The 16,645-nt window shown below is 41.3% G+C and carries 15 protein-coding genes; 8 read left to right on the top strand and 7 right to left on the bottom strand.

Features of this window, described 5'->3' with window-relative positions; translation table 11 throughout:
- The first annotated feature begins 3 nt into the window (after positions 1-3).
- The 3 genes from E4S40_RS13660 to E4S40_RS13650 all read left to right on the top strand — a co-directional run bounded on the left by E4S40_RS13660 (position 4) and on the right by E4S40_RS13650 (position 1,173).
- Positions 4-417: a hypothetical protein gene (locus E4S40_RS13660; protein ID WP_135075198.1), complete on the top strand. Its 414-nt coding sequence runs from the start codon at positions 4-6 to the stop codon at positions 415-417.
- A 241-nt stretch (positions 418-658) separates the two neighbouring features.
- Positions 659-904, top strand: coding sequence for a ribbon-helix-helix domain-containing protein (locus tag E4S40_RS13655; protein WP_135075195.1), 246 nt, complete (start codon positions 659-661; stop codon positions 902-904).
- Complete coding sequence (locus tag E4S40_RS13650) at positions 901-1,173, top strand: type II toxin-antitoxin system RelE/ParE family toxin (protein WP_135075192.1); 273 nt, start codon at positions 901-903, stop codon at positions 1,171-1,173. Before E4S40_RS13655 ends, E4S40_RS13650 begins: the two co-directional genes overlap by 4 nt.
- Positions 1,174-1,195: 22 nt before the next feature.
- Here E4S40_RS13650 and E4S40_RS13645 read toward each other — a convergent pair whose 3' ends face one another.
- Positions 1,196-2,215 (bottom strand): metallophosphoesterase, encoded by a 1,020-nt coding sequence (locus E4S40_RS13645; protein WP_237563200.1) that lies wholly within the window; start codon positions 2,213-2,215, stop codon positions 1,196-1,198.
- Between the two features lie 76 nt (positions 2,216-2,291).
- On the opposite strand from E4S40_RS13645, the gene E4S40_RS17240 reads away from it, so the two are divergent.
- The gene (locus E4S40_RS17240) at positions 2,292-2,444 is read left to right on the top strand and encodes a hypothetical protein (RefSeq protein ID WP_237563199.1); all 153 of its coding nucleotides are present in this window, start codon (positions 2,292-2,294) and stop codon (positions 2,442-2,444) included.
- Positions 2,445-2,472: 28 nt separating this feature from the next.
- On the opposite strand, the gene E4S40_RS13640 is transcribed toward E4S40_RS17240, so the two are convergent.
- Complete coding sequence (locus E4S40_RS13640) at positions 2,473-5,619, bottom strand: PVC-type heme-binding CxxCH protein (RefSeq protein WP_135075187.1); 3,147 nt, start codon at positions 5,617-5,619, stop codon at positions 2,473-2,475.
- A gap of 189 nt (positions 5,620-5,808) precedes the next feature.
- Between E4S40_RS13640 and E4S40_RS13635 the strand changes: the two genes are divergently transcribed.
- Both E4S40_RS13635 and E4S40_RS13630 read left to right on the top strand, forming a co-directional pair.
- Positions 5,809-8,490 (top strand): c-type cytochrome, encoded by a 2,682-nt coding sequence (locus tag E4S40_RS13635; RefSeq protein WP_135075184.1) that lies wholly within the window; start codon positions 5,809-5,811, stop codon positions 8,488-8,490.
- Between the two features lie 104 nt (positions 8,491-8,594).
- Positions 8,595-9,050, top strand: a complete 456-nt coding sequence (locus E4S40_RS13630; RefSeq protein WP_135075181.1) for a hypothetical protein — start codon at positions 8,595-8,597, stop codon at positions 9,048-9,050.
- A gap of 7 nt (positions 9,051-9,057) precedes the next feature.
- Here the strand turns inward: E4S40_RS13630 and E4S40_RS13625 are convergent, their stop codons facing one another.
- Positions 9,058-9,471: a rhodanese-like domain-containing protein gene (locus E4S40_RS13625; protein ID WP_135075178.1), complete on the bottom strand. Its 414-nt coding sequence runs from the start codon at positions 9,469-9,471 to the stop codon at positions 9,058-9,060.
- Between the two features lie 74 nt (positions 9,472-9,545).
- Positions 9,546-9,917: a VOC family protein gene (locus E4S40_RS13620; protein ID WP_135075175.1), complete on the bottom strand. Its 372-nt coding sequence runs from the start codon at positions 9,915-9,917 to the stop codon at positions 9,546-9,548.
- 152 nt (positions 9,918-10,069) lie between these two features.
- Here E4S40_RS13620 and E4S40_RS13615 point away from each other — a divergent pair, with 152 nt between their 5' ends.
- Complete coding sequence (locus E4S40_RS13615; protein WP_135075172.1) at positions 10,070-11,431, top strand: M20/M25/M40 family metallo-hydrolase; 1,362 nt, start codon at positions 10,070-10,072, stop codon at positions 11,429-11,431.
- Positions 11,431-12,408: a glycosyltransferase family 2 protein gene (locus tag E4S40_RS13610; RefSeq protein WP_135075169.1), complete on the top strand. Its 978-nt coding sequence runs from the start codon at positions 11,431-11,433 to the stop codon at positions 12,406-12,408. Before E4S40_RS13615 ends, E4S40_RS13610 begins: the two co-directional genes overlap by 1 nt.
- Here the strand turns inward: E4S40_RS13610 and E4S40_RS13605 are convergent.
- The 3 genes from E4S40_RS13605 to E4S40_RS13595 form a co-directional block, all read right to left on the bottom strand.
- Entirely contained in the window at positions 12,405-14,822 is a 2,418-nt protein-coding gene (locus tag E4S40_RS13605) for a penicillin acylase family protein (protein ID WP_135075166.1), read from the bottom strand. The genes E4S40_RS13610 and E4S40_RS13605 overlap by 4 nt on opposite strands.
- A 153-nt stretch (positions 14,823-14,975) precedes the next feature.
- On the bottom strand, positions 14,976-15,422 hold the full coding sequence (locus E4S40_RS13600; RefSeq protein WP_237563198.1) for an Hsp20/alpha crystallin family protein: 447 nt from the start codon (positions 15,420-15,422) through the stop codon (positions 14,976-14,978).
- Between the two features lie 108 nt (positions 15,423-15,530).
- Positions 15,531-16,604 carry a DUF6544 family protein gene (locus E4S40_RS13595; RefSeq protein ID WP_135075163.1) on the bottom strand — a complete coding sequence of 358 codons (1,074 nt, stop codon included), beginning with the start codon at positions 16,602-16,604 and terminating at the stop codon, positions 15,531-15,533.
- Positions 16,605-16,645 lie beyond the last annotated feature (41 nt).

Here is a 16,645-nt window from a genome sequence, read left to right as displayed (position 1 = left end):
TCAATGAAAACGAGATATTTTTTATTAGTTCTATTGGTCTGTACTGCAGCATTTATTCAAAAAGCAGAGCGAGACCCCCGCTTGGTTGGGAAATGGACGATGCTTTTTTCAAAAGACGAAAATGGAGAAATCGTCAAAGATGAGTTTTACGGAAAGAGCTACATCGAAACTTTCACAAGAGATGGGAAATGGATCATTGATCCACAGTTCTTGAGAGATGATGCCAAAAGACTTGGGGTAAATGCTCCCATTGACTATTCGGCCATTCCAACTTTCCAATGGAAAACCACGGATGATCAATTCCTTGAAATGATTACTAGTGAAGGAACTCGGACTAATCGCTATGGTTTTTTAGGGGATACCCTAATTTTCGGCTATTCTAATGGCCACACAAGATATCTATTGAAAAGAAAATGAGTTGAAAGCCACTCAAATACCTGAATTTTTCAATTTTTTGTACATGATATCTCCCCCATCCCCACTATTTGGATTGTTTATCATTTTGGGAGTGATTGTGTTTATTGTTTAGGTGATCCAGAATAATAAAACATAGTATATGTAATCTCGAGTCTTCTATCATCTTAAAATAAATTGGTAACCCATTTCTGCTTTGTCATTAAGATGAATTGGTGTAATTTTACACCAAAAGAACACAACCATGGCTAGACAAACAATTACAGTAACTGAACCGAATGATCGCTGGTTGAAACAAAAAGTAGAGGAGAATGAGTATGCTAGCAAAAGTGAATTGATCAACGATTTGATCCGCCGTCAGCGAGAAAAGGAAAATGAGCTGATTTGGCTTAGAAATGAGCTGATCAAAGGAGAAGATAGTGGTGTTTCTACTAAAACCATGTCTGAGATTTTGGAGGAGGCAAAGAAAAGAGCAAATAAAACTTTATGAGCTATTCACTTAGCTTTCAAGCCGAGGAAGATCTAATTCAGATTTTTCTTTATGGATTGAAAACATTTGGTGAATCACAAGCTGAACGTTATTTCAGTTCTTTAGAAAAAACATTTGAAAGGATTGCAAAAAATCCTGAAATGTATCCAATGGCTTCTGAATTCAAAGAAGGATACCGATTCTGTATCCATATTTCCCATACTATCTTTTTCAAGATGGATGAGGAGGTTAAAATTATTCGGATAATTGGAAGGCAAAAGTTTCCCTAAGAATGAACTTCCTGATGTCACCTTACTTCCTCCTCAATTCCAGCACCGTAATCTCCGGCCAAATCCCAACCCTTCCCGGAAAAGCCAAAAATCCAAAGCCTCGGTTGACGTGGAGGTAGCGACCTAGTTCTTCATATAAACCAGCCCATTTTGGGTATCGAAGGGATGCAGGACTCCACTTGATAAAGCCGGGAATCTCTATCCCAAACTGCATTCCATGGGTATGTCCACTCAATGTGAGGTGAATATGGTGTGCAAAAGACTTTACTTCCTCATCAAAATGAGAAGGATCATGACTCATCAGAATTTTGAAGCTTTCCTTAGTCAGATTAGCCGCTGCTTTTGCCAAGTCTCCATATTGAGCAAATCCTTTTCCCCAATTCTCTACGCCAATAAGATCTATACTTGAATTGCCCTTTTGGATTTGGACGCTTTCATTGCGAAGAAGCTTGAATCCCAATTCTTCCTGAATTTGAAACAGGTGCTGCAAATTAGCTGCTTTGGCTTCCTGACTCGGCCAAGACATGTAGTCCCCATAATCATGATTTCCCAAGATGGAGTATTTGCCCAAGGGAGCATGGAGCTTTTTGAAGGTTTCTATCCAAGGTTCCATTTCCTCAGATCGGTTGTTGACCAAGTCACCGGTAAAGAGAATGACATCCGAGCCTTGTTGATTGATTAAGTCAACGCCGTATTCTAATTTCTTTCTATCATCAAAACTTCCGGAATGAATGTCCGAAATCTGAGTGATGGTGAAGCCATCGAATTCTTCGGGAAGGTCATCAAATTCCAAGGTATGCCTGATTACACGATAGCGGTATTTTCCTATCAGTACCCCATGTAGGATTCCCACAAATGGAATTGCCGCAAGTGCTAAGGCTGTCTGATTCAAAAATTTTCTTCGATCTGGCAAAAAGTCTCCTTCTCGGCTTCCAGCAATGGATTGAAAGGCTCCTGTGGAAACCCGCAAAATATCTTCCCCAAATAAGAAGGTCAGGATAATCAGTTTAGGAATTATTGAAAGAATTAGCAGAGAGGCCATTCTCCCAAAATTTGGACTTGAAACTCCTCTATTGCTAAAGGTGAGAAAAGTGTAAGCGACAAAAAGGTAAACGATAATGGAAAAGCTCCAAAATGCAAGCTTGACCCAAAAATTACCGGGAAATGAAGCCTTGAAAGCCTGGAAGGAATACCAGTCTATCAAGAAGAGAAAAGCCAAGAAAAAAAGAATACGGATAAGCATATTTACTGCTGATGAAAGATTTGATTAGGTTTAAAATTGAAACAAGAGGGTTTTTCCTATTTTTCCATTGGATGCTTTTTTAGTAATTCATCAGCTGTCCAAAATCCTTTTTTATCCTTCACTTCTTCCCGAACTTGTCTAACCAAATCCGGAGAAACGGGAGAAGCCTGATTTCCAAAGGAATTACGTACATAGGTGAGTACTGCGGCGATTTCGGTATCATTTAGCATGCCTTCATAAGGGGTCATCGGAACCTGTCCCGGATATACGCGACCGTTCACTTCGATTTCCCCCATGATTCCCTTTAAGACGATTTTGATTAATCGTTCTTGATTACCAGTCACCCAAGAGGTGCCACGGAGTGGAGGGAATTGGGAAGCGGTCAATCCGCCTCCATCCAGTTGATGGCAAGTTCCACAAAATCCTTCCCTAGCATAGATTTCTTTTCCTAGGACAAATAGCTCTCGATCAGAACCTGTCAAACTGGACTTGATATCTTCTTCTTTTTTCTCCTCGACTGAAAGTCCATTGATATGAGCAATGGCAGTTTCCAATGTTCGTGGAATCCAAGTCCCATCTTTTGGCTGTTTTTCAACCTCTGCCAAAACTCGCACTCCCTCTTCCTGAGGTAGCCAAGATGCGGCGGCTATGACTTCCATGCGAACCCTGCCATGTGGGTCAGAAGCTGCTTTCAGAAGTAAGTCTGCCTGGTCTTTGACTTGATGACCAGTATATCGGAGTACTCGAACTGCAGCGGCTCGTACACGATGGTCTTTTGACTCCAAGAGTGATTCCAAAAGGTCCTGATTAAGCTGATTGATTCCCCATGTCACCCAAAGTGCCTCTAAACGGTTGTGTTCGTAATTTGGATCGGATGGATCCAAGTCAGCTATCCATTTTTCAACAGCCTGATAAACTTCCGAAGCGTCTCGTCCTCGCAATTCTCTTCGAGTTCGATAGCGGGCTCGATATTCAGGAAGCTTCAGATTTTCCAAAAGTTCTGGAATACTGGCACCATCAATTTTAGCTGGCGTAACCAAAGGCCGAGATGGATAGGTAATCCGATAAATTCTGCCATGTACATGATCTCGTAACGGATCCCGGGCATTGTGCTGCATGTGACCGATTAGAATGTTATGCCAGTCAACGATGTATAATGAACCATCAGGAGCAAATTCAAGATCAACTGGACGGAAGTTCCGATCGGTAGAACTAACCAAGTCCTGACGAAATTCTGTTTTGAAACCAACCGAATCTTCAATCATTCGATGTTGCTTAGTTCCTAAGAAACCAATGGTATTGTTCAGTAAAATATCCCCTTGAACTTCATCTGGGAAGTGACGACTGGAAACGAATTCTAAGCCCGAAGTGGGTCGGACCATTTGGTCTTTTTCTACCAAGTTTGGCCCCTTGAAATTGGAGTTGCCATAGCGTGGAAGAACAGATCCCGGTAGCATCCAATTGAGGTTTGGACCGGAAGTCTCGAGGTAAAAATTTTGACCCCAGTCATCGAAGGCAATTCCCCAAGGGTTTGGAATGGCGACTTGGTTGACACGCTCCAATTTGTGTCGCTTCGGTTCATACCGATAAAATCCCCCATTCGTTGCTCGTACCGGACCATAAGATGTCTCAACATTGGTATGTAAAAAGACTCCTTCAGCCATGTAAATCGCTCCTGATTCATCGGTGGTATAAGCAGAAATCGCATGGTGAGTATCGTGATCATCAAAACCTGAAAGCAGGATTGTTTTTTTATCTGCTCTATCATCTCCATCCGTGTCTTGAAGAAGGACTAGGTTGGGTAATTGAGATACGTAAACTCCTTCTGCGGCAATTTCAAAGCCCACTGGTAGATGCAAGTTCTCCGCAAAAATGGTTTGCTTATCTGCTTTGCCATCATTGTCCGTGTCCTCCAGAATGATGAGTTTGTCAAATGGTTTTGGATCTCCGGGTTTGTAATGAGGGTAACTTGGCATGGTTGCAACCCACAACCTTCCTTTATTGTCGAAAGAAAGTTGGACAGGATTAGCCAAATCCGGGAATTCTTCTTCGGAGGCGAAAAGTTCGATTTTGTAACCTTCCGGAACTTTCAGACTTGCTAAAGCATCCTCTCCGTATTTGTATTCCAGACTTCCATTCGCTTGAGGGTTGTAATTTGTTTCAACTTCAGGTAAATCTCGGGTTTTTGAATCAGCTGCTATCAAATCGTATTCTTTTCCCTGAGCTGCAGCCCAAATGGCAGAATCTCGATTGGCGGTGAGTTGACGGATTTTTTCCAACTCATAGGGGTAATTATCCGGGCCAAATGGATCATACCTTCTTCCAAAAACATGGACGCCATTTGGGATTTTGTAATCATTGTGCCACATCCAGTTTTTTTCCATTACAGCCTGATGTACGGATTCTAGTTTTCCATTAGTTTTTTGATCAGCTTCTCCAAAAAGTTCATCTGCCAATAATTGAGCGAATTTTTTATATCCTTCTTCAGTAAGTTGTGAGCCATCAATTGTCAAAGGTTCAACAGTAGATTCATACCATTTCTGACTCGCTGTGAATGCATTCACAAAAACCAATTCATGTTTTTTGGCTACTTCCTCAATCGCTTGTGTATAAGCTCGAATGATTTCATTTTGCTCGATTCCATCCGGAACGTCTACGATATCGGAAATATTTTCCATCGCGATAGGAGAAACCAGTGCCAATTGAGGAGCAGCTTTCCCGTTATACTTTTGAGCTTTGGAATGAATTACCCAAGCTTCTAGCTCATCTTTAAAGTTTTGAAGTTTTTCTATTCCCTGAAAAGACTCACTGAAACCAAAAAAGCCAATCACCATATCCATTTGAAGGCGTGTTAGCCATTGGTCTGGTTTTTCAAAAAATCCCTGTGAGTCGGAATAGGTTGCATATTCATCCTGAAATACCTCAGCTCCTGGGAAAGCCCATGGATCATTGGTTGCAGATCGAGGTCGAAAACCCGGTGTATCTCCAGGGTCGGCCATGTTTCGAATAAACAACGCACTATCAGGATAACGTAAATGCATTTCAGTTTCAAACCAGCCAAATTCCATCATTCTGGAAGCCAGGTTTCCTCCAACTAAAGCAATACGGCTGCCTTTATTTAAGGCGAGCTTTTTTTCTTTTTGGCAGGAGGAAAGAAGGACAATAAAAAGAATTAGGGTGGCAAGAGAAGCACGTTTCATCATGAGGATTGGATTCTATAGATCGGGCAAATGAATAGGAAATATCGCTTTTATTTCCCTAAGGTTCAACTGAAGTGAAATCAAGGTCTTTTAAAACAAAATTTCCTCCTCTTTTTTGTGAATGGTAGATCATTTGGGTGCTTATCTATTTTGCTTTTTTTAAATTTCAAATTGAAATCTATTTAGTAGCCCATGATAACCCGAAATCAAATCCTGTATTCTTTCTTTTTTGTAGCCTTTTTATTCCTGGTTTTTTCCTGTGAAAAACCCAGCCCGGAGCGACAATTAACAGGAAATCCAAAAATCGATAAACTCAAAATCCCAGATGGATTTAAAGTCGAACACCTCTACAGTCCGGGAGAAAATGATCAGGGATCTTGGGTGGCAATGACTTTTGATGACAAGGGCAGAATGATTACTGCCGATCAATATGGTTTCCTTTATCGACTGACTATTCCTTCAATTGGTTCAGAAGATTTGACTCCACAGGTAGAAAGATTGATAGTTGGAAATGTGGCTGAGCCTCAGGTTGGGATGGGGTATGCGCAAGGATTATTGTATGCCTTCAATAGTCTGTATGTCATGGTAAACCATAATCCGGATGATCTTTTTTCAAAAAGTACAGGCTTGTACCGTATTCAGGATTTGGATGGAGATGATCAATATGAAACGGTAACCGAAATACGAACTTTCACGGGTGATCCAGGTGAACATGGACCCCATTCTTTGAAATTGTCTCCGGATGGAAAGCATATTGTGCTTTCTGCTGGAAATCATGTGGATGTTCCCGAGATGGATCAATATCGACTTCCTAGAGTTTGGGATGAGGATAATCTTTTTCCATTAATCAAGGATCCAAGAGGACATGCCAATAACCGAAAAGCTCCTGGAGGATGGATTGCTCAAATTGACCCCGAGGGAAAAACCTGGGAGTTAATCGCAGCCGGTTTCCGAAACGAATTTGATATCGCTTTTAATGAGGTGGGGGATCTCTTTATCTACGATTCGGATATGGAATGGGATTTTGGAATGCCTTGGTATCGCCCCACTCGGATTAATCATGTGACAAGTGGAGCTGAATTCGGTTGGCGGACAGGAAATGCAAAATGGTCTCCCAATTATCCGGATAATCTCCCGGCAGTTTTGAATATCGGGCAAGGTTCTCCGACTAATGTCATGTTTGGCACAGATGCGAAATTCCCAGCCCACTATAGAAAGGCGCTTTATGCCTTTGACTGGAGTTTTGGGATAATTTATGCGATTCATTTGGACCCTTCTGGAGCTAGTTATCAGGCTACTGCTGAGGAATTCATTTCAGGGTCCCCACTTCCTTTGACTGATGGCACGATTGGTCCGGATGGAGCGATGTATTTCGCTACTGGCGGTAGAAGACTGGAGTCGGATTTATATCGAGTGTATTTCGATGATGATTTGGATACTTATTCTCCTCTGAGTATGGATGATCTTCCCGCCGAAGCCAAACTTCGACGTGATTTGGAAAGATTCCATGTGGATCAAGCTGATCCTGTCGGCCTGGAATTGGCTTGGGAAAATCTTGATCATGCTGACCGATTTGTTCAGTATGCAGCCCGGATAGCCTTAGAACATCAACCGGTGAATTCTTGGAGAGAAAAAGCCTTTGCTGAAACAAATCCTGTAAAGAAAACCCAGGCTATTTTGGCATTGGCTCGGCATAGCCAAAATGCAGATGCTATTCCCATGCTTCAGGCTTTGATGAGCATTGATTATTCTGAGCTTTCTGAAAAAGAAAAGCAGGATTTAATTCGGACGATTGAAGTGATTTTATATCGATTTGATGACGCTTCAAATCCCGTTAAATCTGATTTGATAGCTTTTCTTTCACCGAATTTCCCTGCTGATGAAAACATGCTGAATCGCTCACTTTCAGTGCTTTTGACTCATCTTAATGCACCGGATGCGGTGGAAAAGACCTTGGTATTGCTGAAGACTGCTAAAGATGATGCTGATTACCAAAAGACATTTACATCCTCGGCGGAGCTGGTTTTTCGAAATCCTCAATACGGTTTGGATATAGCGAATATGCTCGCAAATGTTCCACCAGCCCAAGCGACCTATTTTGCTACCGTCTTGGGAGGAGCTGAGACAGGCTGGACTCCTGAAATGCGGGAAGAATATTTTGCTTGGATCAAGAATGCTCTGACCAATTACAAAGGGGGTAGAAGCTATGTTGGTTTTTTGGATCGAACCCGAAAAATGGCTCTAGCACATGTAGCCCCAGAGGATTTTGAAAAATATGATGAGCTTTCAGGTGGGAAACTATTGACTTCTAGTGGAAATGATATTGCAAATACAGGGATCCAACCGGAAGGTCCCGGAAGAAGTTGGACAGTAGAAGAGGCGATAACAGTTGTAGAAAATCTCCAGGGAAGGGACTATCTCAAAGGGAAGGCCATGTATCAGGCCACGCTTTGCCAGTCTTGTCATACCATGCAGGGTGAGGGTGGAATTATTGGACCGGATTTAACCCAATTAGGCACACGCTTTTCCAAGAAGGATATTTTGGAAGCTACCATCAATCCAAGTGCTGTGATTTCTGAACAATATCACGCGACGGTTTTTGAATTGAAAGAGGGAGGTTCTATCGTTGGTCGCTTGACCAATGAGGATGACGCTAATTATTACGTGTCTCAAAACCCTTTTGCTCCGGCTGATTTACGTACTATTCCAAAAAATACCGTGGCTTTTACCAAAAATTCAGATGTATCTATCATGCTTCCCGGTCTTATTAATCGCCTTAATGAAGAAGAATTGAAGGATTTAATGGCCTACTTGATATCTGGAGGGAATGAAAATCACGAGGTGTTTCAAGATCAAAGTATTGGAGGAAATTGATTTGCTGAGCTTGAACAGTTTGGCTTATTTCATTCCTTCAGGTGACAATTATCATTTTTAAGTTGGTATTTGGAAGGTAATATTGATTACCAATTCCAGAAGCCATGAAATCTAACCGTCTTTCCAAAAAAAGCATTTTGCATGCCTGTAAAGTCAAGCAGGAATTAACCATTTCTGATTTTGAGCAAGAGCTAAAAAATATTCGTGAAAACCTGACCGATCATGATGAAAGTGCCAGCCAATCTCAGAAAGGAAGCGGGGATCAAAATGAAATGATCGTTAGGCTGGAGCATGAGCTTACCTTCTTGAAAAAAGAACTTCAAATTCTGGAATCCATAGACCCAGAAAAGGAATTTGAAACAGTGGATGAAGGAGCAGTAGTTGAAACAGATCAGCGAATCTTTTTTGTGTCAACTTCCATTGAACAGGTGGATGTGAATGGAAAATGCGTCTTTGGAATCTCTACCAAAGCACCTATTTTTCAAGCCATGAAAGGAAAGAAAAAAGGAGATTCCTTTGAAGGTGGAGGTATCCACTATTTTATTGTGGATGTATATTAAGATCTTTTTACTCCCTAACGATCGGTAAACCTTGCTGATACCAAGCTTGTATACCTCCCTGTAAATGGTACACATTCGTAAAGCCCATTTCGACTAATTGCTCAGCTGCTTCCCTACTTCTAGCACCAACAGCGCAATACAGAAGAACTGGCTTATCTTTCGGGAGTTCTTGGACTTTTTTCTGAAAATCAGGCTGGTAGTAATCGATTTCGATAGCTCCTTCGATTTTCCCCTGAGCGATTTCTCCCGGAGTTCTTACATCCAGGATATTTCCGGTACTTCCTAATTTGCTGAATTCCTGTGGGTTCAGGTTCACCACAGAGGCTCCGGAATTAGTTACGGCTTGATTGGTTCCCTTGTCAGATTGGCAGGAAACAGCAATCAAAAGAAGGAAAAGGAAAAAGGGCGTCAGGTATTTCATTTGAACGGTTTTTTGACAAATGTAATAGGAATCAGTAATGCCTTTCTGTGAGAAAAATTACTAAAAGAAACGGATCAGACGTGCTGATCGATTAAAATACCGTTTCCATCAGGATCAAATAATAGGATACTTCCAGGCCCTTTTCCATTAGGATCAGTTTCTTGCGCAAGAGGAATCCCACCGTTTTTAAGTGATTGCTGAATTGATCTTACATCATCGAAATTTTCAAGAACTTGGGCATCCTGATTCCAACCTGGATTAAAGGTCAAAATATTTTTTTCGAACATTTCGTGAAAAAGTCCGATTAGCGTTTGTTCATTTTTCATGATCAGGTAATTCATTTCTTCACTTCCTGCGAAGACAGAAAAACCCAATTGCTCATAAAATTTCCGCGAGGCTTGTAAGTCCTTGACTGAAAGGCTGATTGAAAAAGCTCCAAGTTTCATAATGAAGGGATTTGATGAGTTATTAAGATAAGTAATTCTATCCGGTCTTTCAGGGTACAACTTCTTGATCGAGTGGTATTTTTCTCCTTTATCCCTTTTTGGGTTTGAAAATTCCCAACTTTTTATTCATTTCATACCAAACCCAATCAAGCATGAAAAAATTACTCTTCGTCCTCTTTCTCCTTCCTGGTATTTCATTAGCACAAAATCATGAAGAAAATATTCAAAGCATTTTCAATCTGGAGTTGACCAAAGGCCATACCTATGAAAATCTACGCTACCTCTGCAAAGACATTGGTCATAGGCTATCGGGCTCTCCCCAAGCAGCAGCTGCGGTGGAATATACCCGTCAACTTATGGAAAGCTATGGATTTGATACGGTTTATTTACAGCCGGTAATGGTTCCGCATTGGGTCCGTGGTGGAAAAGATGAGGTTAAGATTGTCAATTCCGAAAAATTGGGCACAGTAGACCTTCATGCCTTGGCCTTGGGAAATACTCAAGGGACAGGATCAAGTGGATTGGTAGGAGAAGTAGTGGAGGTTCAAGGATTGGGGGGATTGAGAGCCTTGGGAGAGGGTGCAAAAGGAAAGATTGTCTTTTACAATCAGCCCATGGACCCTACCAAAGTCAATACTTTTCAAGCTTACAGCGGAGCAGTTGGTCAGCGAGGTTCAGGTGCCGCCGAAGCATCGAAGTATGGAGCGATTGGAGTTATTGTACGCTCCATGAGCAATCGGATCGATCATATCCCACATACTGGAAATCAGCGCTATAATCCTGATTTCCCTGAGATTCCTTCGTTGGCAATCAGTACCCAAGATGCGGAGCTTTTAAGTGAGTTGCTGAAAGAACAATCTGATTTAAAGGTTTTTTTAAAATCTCAGGGAGAAATGAGAGGTCAAGTTCTTTCTTACAATGTAATTGGTGAAATCCGAGGTGCTGAGAGACCAGATGAAATCATCGCTGTAGGTGGGCATTTGGACTCTTGGGATGTGGGTGAAGGAGCGCATGATGATGGAGCAGGGTGTATGCAAGCAATTGAGGTTTTGCGTATTTACAAGGAATTGGGTTGGAAGCCGAAACGAACCATCCGAGCTGTAATGTGGATGAATGAAGAAAACGGCTTGATGGGAGGAAGAGAATATGCTCGTGTAGCCAAAGAAAAAGGTGAAAAACATATTGCTGCTATCGAGTCGGATTCTGGAGGTTTTTTACCAATCGGGTTTTCTTCAACAGGAACCGAAACCCAACGTTCCAAATTAGCCTCTTGGAGAGATTATTTTACCCCCTATAATATTTGGAAATTGGACGTGCCAGGTGGAGGCGCTGATATTGGTCCGCTTCGGGATCAGGGGCCTATCTTGATTGGTCTTCATCCAGATTCACAGCGATACTTTATCTATCACCATACAGCAGCTGATATTTTTGAAGCAGTAGATCAACGGGAATTGGAGTTAGGTGCTGCAGCTATGACTGCCTTGGTTTACCTAATCGAACAAGAGGGGATTTAATGTCAGAAAAAGAGGAAAAAGTTCCTGAAATCAGTATTCTCATTCCCTTCAAAAATGCTGAGAAGTGGATGGAGGAATGCTTGGATTCAATTGTCAATCAAAGTTTTCCGGATTTTGAGGTGATTGGAGTAGATGATTTCTCCCAAGACGGGAGCGTCTCAATTTATCAGGAATTTGTCCGAAAAGATCCCCGATTTAAAATGATATCTAATGTGGGGCACGGGGTTATTCCCGCATTGGATTTAGCTTTTTCAGCTTCCAAAGGGAAAATGATTACCCGGATGGATCCGGATGATCGCATGCCGGAAAAACGGTTGGAAATTATGCGGAACCGACTGCTCCGCTGCGATAGGCATACCGTTGTGACAGGAAAGGTGCTTTATTTTTCAGAGCATGAAGTAAGTCCTGGTAACCTAGATTACCAAAGTTGGCTCAATGATATCAACATGCATGGGAATCAATATGCCCAAATTTATAGGGAATGTGTTATCGCCTCTCCCAATTGGCTGACTTATCGGGAAAATATTGATTTAATTGGTGGATTTGGAAGTCTGCACTATCCGGAGGATTATGATTTGGCTATCAAATGGTATGAAAGGAAAATAAATTTTGAGGCTGTACAGGAATTAACCTTATACTGGAGGGAACATCCCGATCGGAGTGCCCACAACTCTAATTATTTCACCCAAAAGCTTTTTTTAGAATTAAAAATCAATGCCTTTTTAAAATTGGATTTTAGAGGTGGTCCTTTGTTGATTTGGGGGAAAAACAAAAAATCAGAGATAATCTCCAAGATTTTGAAGGAGCATCAAATTCATTTTAAGATACACGATACCAAGGACTTCAAACGGATTGAAAAAATCTCCAACCCACAATTACTGGTAGCCATATATCCTGAAGAAAAGGAGCGAATTGAAATCCAAAAGTACCTGACCTTGATAGGTCTTAAGGAAGGGACCGATTGGTGGTGGGTTTAGTTTTTTGGATAAAATTGCTCGGTATAGGCTTTTTTTGATTGAATCTTTTCCTTTGAAAAGGGAATCCCCACAAACTCATCATTTGCCCAAATCGGGAATAAATTCTTGTAAAATGGGCTTTCGGGATTTCCGGATTGTCCCGGGGTATTTATTCCAATGGTGTTTTCCCAATCTCCGGTGTCAACCACAATTCGAAATGAAGCTCCTGAAGTATTATTGTCACCATAAGCATTAGCTCCCGGAGTAAAGCTGTAACCACCTCTCGGAAGGATTTCTGTGTTTAATTTATCTTGCCATTCCTTATTGACTACTAGGCCCAAAGGATGAATGATTTGAGCGTGTTTGTAATCTGCTTGACCATATGGCCATTTTTTGGGATCAAGTCCAAGTTTTCTTTTCAAGGCATCGATCGCCTCGATTAATGAATCCTTAAGCAAATCATTTCGATTTTGATCAGGATTGTTGGGATAGATCATTTCTGGATTTTCCATCCATTCCAAAACTCGTGTCAACTGTATGCTTCCTAGCCAAGGTTTTACCTCTTTAGGGATAGTGAAGTCCGAGACTTTGTCTCTTAAAATCCGCTCCCACATCACATAGACTCCAGCTTCAATGGAATTAGGACTTAGAACAAAATCCCAAGCCTGTAATACTTGACTTAGGGAATCAACGCGCTCATTTTCCCAAGTCAAACTTTTAAGAAAAGGAATCAATCGTCTTGCTGGCAAGGCGAGGTAGTCGTTTTGCAAGGCTCCCATTTCTGAAACGGTGAATTTTTTATCCTGTCTGAGAACTTCCTTTATTCGCTCTCCCCGAAAATCATCCGCCCATTCATATCCTAACGCTTCCGGAAAAGGGTAATTTTCTTCAGCTACATTTTGATTGGCTGTTGCAATAAAGCCTGATTCTGGATTGACAGAATGGGGGCGGTCTTCAATGGGAAGGTATCCATCCCATTCATAATTTCCATCACCTGTTGTGGCAATCAAACCTGAGAAACCTCTTCGAATCGGCGCAATTCCGGTTGCCTGCCATCCGATTGTTCCATCTTTTCCAGCCCAAACCATATTTTCAGCAGGGATATTATTGAAGGTACAAGCCTCCCGAAATTCTTCCCAAGTCTGGGATTGGTCCATTCGCAAGCTGGCTAAATAGGGAGCAGAACCCGGCTCCAGCCAAGCGCATTCTACCGCTACCGCTTTATTTAAATCCTCATCGACAAAGGTCACTGGACCATGAATGGTATAGCGATGGGTGACTATTTCCTCTTTTCCACCTTTGATCCGAATAGTATCCTGAATTTTCTCCATTTCTTTCCATTCTCCTTGAAAGAAATATAAATCAGGATTTTCTGGAGAAATGTCATAGATCCGCAAGTCTTCATTGTCGGTGGAGAAAATGGTCAATCCCCAAGCCCCATAATCATTATGCCCGATGGAAACTCCTGGGATTTCAGGTTCACCCGCTCCAATTACATTCCATCCTGGTGCATTCAGGTGAACCCAATATCGAAGGGAAGGAACAGCCTGAAGTCTATGTGGATCATTGGCCATAAACGGAAAACCACTTGCTGTTTTCTCTCCCGAAATGACCCAGTTGTTACTGCCCTGAGCAAAGGCATCCGACTCTAAGGTATATTGAATGGATTCTTCAAGTAGTGCAGTTGATTTTTCAAACTCTGCTTGATTGATACGATAGGATTCTTCAATATCCTCCGGCCTGAATTCCACTCTTCTTCTAAAAGCTTGGTAGGGAGCCAGAATATCTTTCATTAGCAATTCCTCTGGGATGTTTGGGTCCAAATCCAAAATGGGTTCGTTAGGATGGAAATAATAAAGTTCTTTTGCTTTTTGGGGTCCAATTTGACTGACCACTCGACTAATATTGAGTTCATCCACTACATTTTCCAAAAGCCCTTGATGCCTTGAAATGACCACTTCCCAAGTCCAATATTCAGGGAGCATATCCAGCATTTTAAACTCAATGGGGAGCAATTCTGGATTTTCCCGTACTTCAGCTATGTAGGTATTGATTCCTTCGACAAATGCATCGACGATTTCAACCCCTCGAGGGTGATAGTGTCTCAGTTCAGTTTCTTTATCTCCTCGGAATTTAAAAAGGCGTACCCCACGATCCCGTTCCAATTCACGTTCACCCAAGATTTCAGAAAGAGTACCGGTAGCTTGTCTGCGCCACAATTCAAATTGAAAAAGCCGATCTCTCGCAGCCAAATAGCCTTGAGTGAAAAAGAGATCCTGTTCGTTTTGGGCAAAAATATGATTGATTCCATTTTCATCCCGAATGACTTCAACTTCCTCTTGTAAGCCGGGTATTTGAATTTGATTTTTTTGGCAGGCTGCCAAACTTATCAATAGTAAAAAAGCTATGAATCGGAAGTGTTGTATTGGGTTCATGGTTATGTGATTTGAAGAAATTTCCATAATAAATCGGGGATTTGCAATGAAATATGATGGATGGAAATTGAGGATAAAAAAAAGGAGGGCTCCAATTCTACTAATCGAAGCCCTCACTTTTCCTAACAAAAAGTAATTCCCTAAGGAAGCTACTTAACCTACTTCAATGGCTTTCTTATGTTCGCCTTTGACCATTTTACTCTTTGGAAGGACTAATCTAAGTAATCCATTTTTGTAGTTAGCATCAATGGAATCTTCAGATACATTTTCAGGAAGTACAAAAGACCGTCGGATACTAGTGTAAGAAAATTCTTTCTTACGATACTGGTCTTTTTGCTCCTCCTCATGATGTTCTTTTTCAGCGCAAATGTTTAAGACACCATCTTCAACATCTATTTTGAAGTCCTTCTTATCAAATCCCGGAGCTGATAATTCGATCTTAAATTCCTTGTCATTTTCGATCACATTAGCTGAGGGAACCTCCACGGTTTTATCCATGAACCAAAACTTGTCATCCCACTGGAAGGGATTTTCTGCTCCAAAGAAGTCTTGGGCCATTTTGGGCCAAAAACCTCTATTTCTTTTAGTTATAGCGCCCATGATTCTTTGTGTTTAAGTGAATTAATGGGCTTAATTTCCTTTTCATTTTCAAAAAATTGAATGATATCCATCACGTCAAGAGGTGATTGCCATCAAAGAAAAATGAGCCTAGAATTTATACTTGATTTCGGCTATAGTTAAATTCAGCCAAGTCCAATCACCCTTTTCTAATCGCCAGGTAGCGAGCATTTTACTCGGTACCCGAATGTCTTGAAAAGTTGAATATTCTTGTACGGTTAAGATCCAAGGGAAGCGTTTTGATTCAGGTTTGTTTTCATAAAACCTCAAGGCTTCAAACCGAATGAAATCTCCCTTTTCGTCAAAAAAGAAAGTGCCGGCTCCAGTAGTCTCGCCGATTGTTAGGGTGGCTTTTGCAGAATTTTCATTTAATGCCTGCCAGGAAATGGCAGGATGGAGTGCTAGACTAGGAATCCAGACTAGTTCACCCAAAAGCCGCTGAATACTTCCTTCGTCGATTTTCTCTCCCTTCTCGTCAACGATAGGGAAAATGCCTCCAAGCCGAATTACCATTTCCCCTTTTCCATTCAAACATTGATCCCTTCCAAAGATTTTTATGCCGGGTAGCATTTGCATTTCCACTTCCCAATGGAAAGCTGGAGAACTTAATCGTGTAAGTTGAAATGCTGTAGCAGCTTTCCAATCCTTTTGATCAGGGTTCATCTTCATTTCTGCTCTTTGGTGAATTTCTGCCATAATCATGGGATGAGTTTCATTAAATCCGATCTGCTTCAGCCATTTAATCACTGGCTCTGGTAATTCACTTATTTGCCGAAGTTTGACAGATTTAATTTTCTCTTGAAATGCCACTTTTTCATTTTCAAGCTTTTGGTTCCAATTGGATATGAAAAGCATTTGAATCGAAGCAAAGAGAATGAAAATGTTGGGGATTGTTCCAAACTTGGCGTCTTGCCAAACGGAAAATATCAATAATTGAGAGATGATGACAGCAAGGATTCCTACATAACCTGAAACGGGATTTTCCAAAAATCGGAGAATGGCAAAAGCCATAAAAAGAATGACTGCCAAAAGCCAAACCCAACCTAATGAAGGAGAAATGGAGAGTGAAAGCTGCTGGATTTCCGCAAGTCTGAATGCTTTTAAAAACCCGAGCAAATGAATCAATCCATGAACAATAGCAATTAAAATTATAGCGGTTTTCATAGTAAAAAATGGAATAGTTGACCTAGCTCTAATTTTAAAAA

The sequence above is a fragment of the Algoriphagus kandeliae genome, assembly GCF_004571135.1.
Classification (GTDB): Bacteria; Bacteroidota; Bacteroidia; order Cytophagales; family Cyclobacteriaceae; genus Algoriphagus; species Algoriphagus kandeliae.
This window is presented reverse-complemented; position numbering and strand designations above follow the sequence as displayed.

What these genes read in the sequence shown, in the direction of transcription:
- E4S40_RS13660 (WP_135075198.1), top strand. Translation starts at nt 4, where the DNA reads ATGAAAACGAGATATTTTTTATTAGTTCTATTGGTCTGTACTGCAGCA.
- E4S40_RS13655 (WP_135075195.1), top strand. Translation starts at nt 659, where the DNA reads ATGGCTAGACAAACAATTACAGTAACTGAACCGAATGATCGCTGGTTG.
- E4S40_RS13650 (WP_135075192.1), top strand. Translation starts at nt 901, where the DNA reads ATGAGCTATTCACTTAGCTTTCAAGCCGAGGAAGATCTAATTCAGATT.
- E4S40_RS13645 (WP_237563200.1), bottom strand. Translation starts at nt 2,215, where the DNA reads ATGGCCTCTCTGCTAATTCTTTCAATAATTCCTAAACTGATTATCCTG.
- E4S40_RS17240 (WP_237563199.1), top strand. Translation starts at nt 2,292, where the DNA reads ATGGAAAAGCTCCAAAATGCAAGCTTGACCCAAAAATTACCGGGAAAT.
- E4S40_RS13640 (WP_135075187.1), bottom strand. Translation starts at nt 5,619, where the DNA reads ATGATGAAACGTGCTTCTCTTGCCACCCTAATTCTTTTTATTGTCCTT.
- E4S40_RS13635 (WP_135075184.1), top strand. Translation starts at nt 5,809, where the DNA reads ATGATAACCCGAAATCAAATCCTGTATTCTTTCTTTTTTGTAGCCTTT.
- E4S40_RS13630 (WP_135075181.1), top strand. Translation starts at nt 8,595, where the DNA reads ATGAAATCTAACCGTCTTTCCAAAAAAAGCATTTTGCATGCCTGTAAA.
- E4S40_RS13625 (WP_135075178.1), bottom strand. Translation starts at nt 9,471, where the DNA reads ATGAAATACCTGACGCCCTTTTTCCTTTTCCTTCTTTTGATTGCTGTT.
- E4S40_RS13620 (WP_135075175.1), bottom strand. Translation starts at nt 9,917, where the DNA reads ATGAAACTTGGAGCTTTTTCAATCAGCCTTTCAGTCAAGGACTTACAA.
- E4S40_RS13615 (WP_135075172.1), top strand. Translation starts at nt 10,070, where the DNA reads ATGAAAAAATTACTCTTCGTCCTCTTTCTCCTTCCTGGTATTTCATTA.
- E4S40_RS13610 (WP_135075169.1), top strand. Translation starts at nt 11,431, where the DNA reads ATGTCAGAAAAAGAGGAAAAAGTTCCTGAAATCAGTATTCTCATTCCC.
- E4S40_RS13605 (WP_135075166.1), bottom strand. Translation starts at nt 14,822, where the DNA reads ATGAACCCAATACAACACTTCCGATTCATAGCTTTTTTACTATTGATA.
- E4S40_RS13600 (WP_237563198.1), bottom strand. Translation starts at nt 15,422, where the DNA reads ATGGGCGCTATAACTAAAAGAAATAGAGGTTTTTGGCCCAAAATGGCC.
- E4S40_RS13595 (WP_135075163.1), bottom strand. Translation starts at nt 16,604, where the DNA reads ATGAAAACCGCTATAATTTTAATTGCTATTGTTCATGGATTGATTCAT.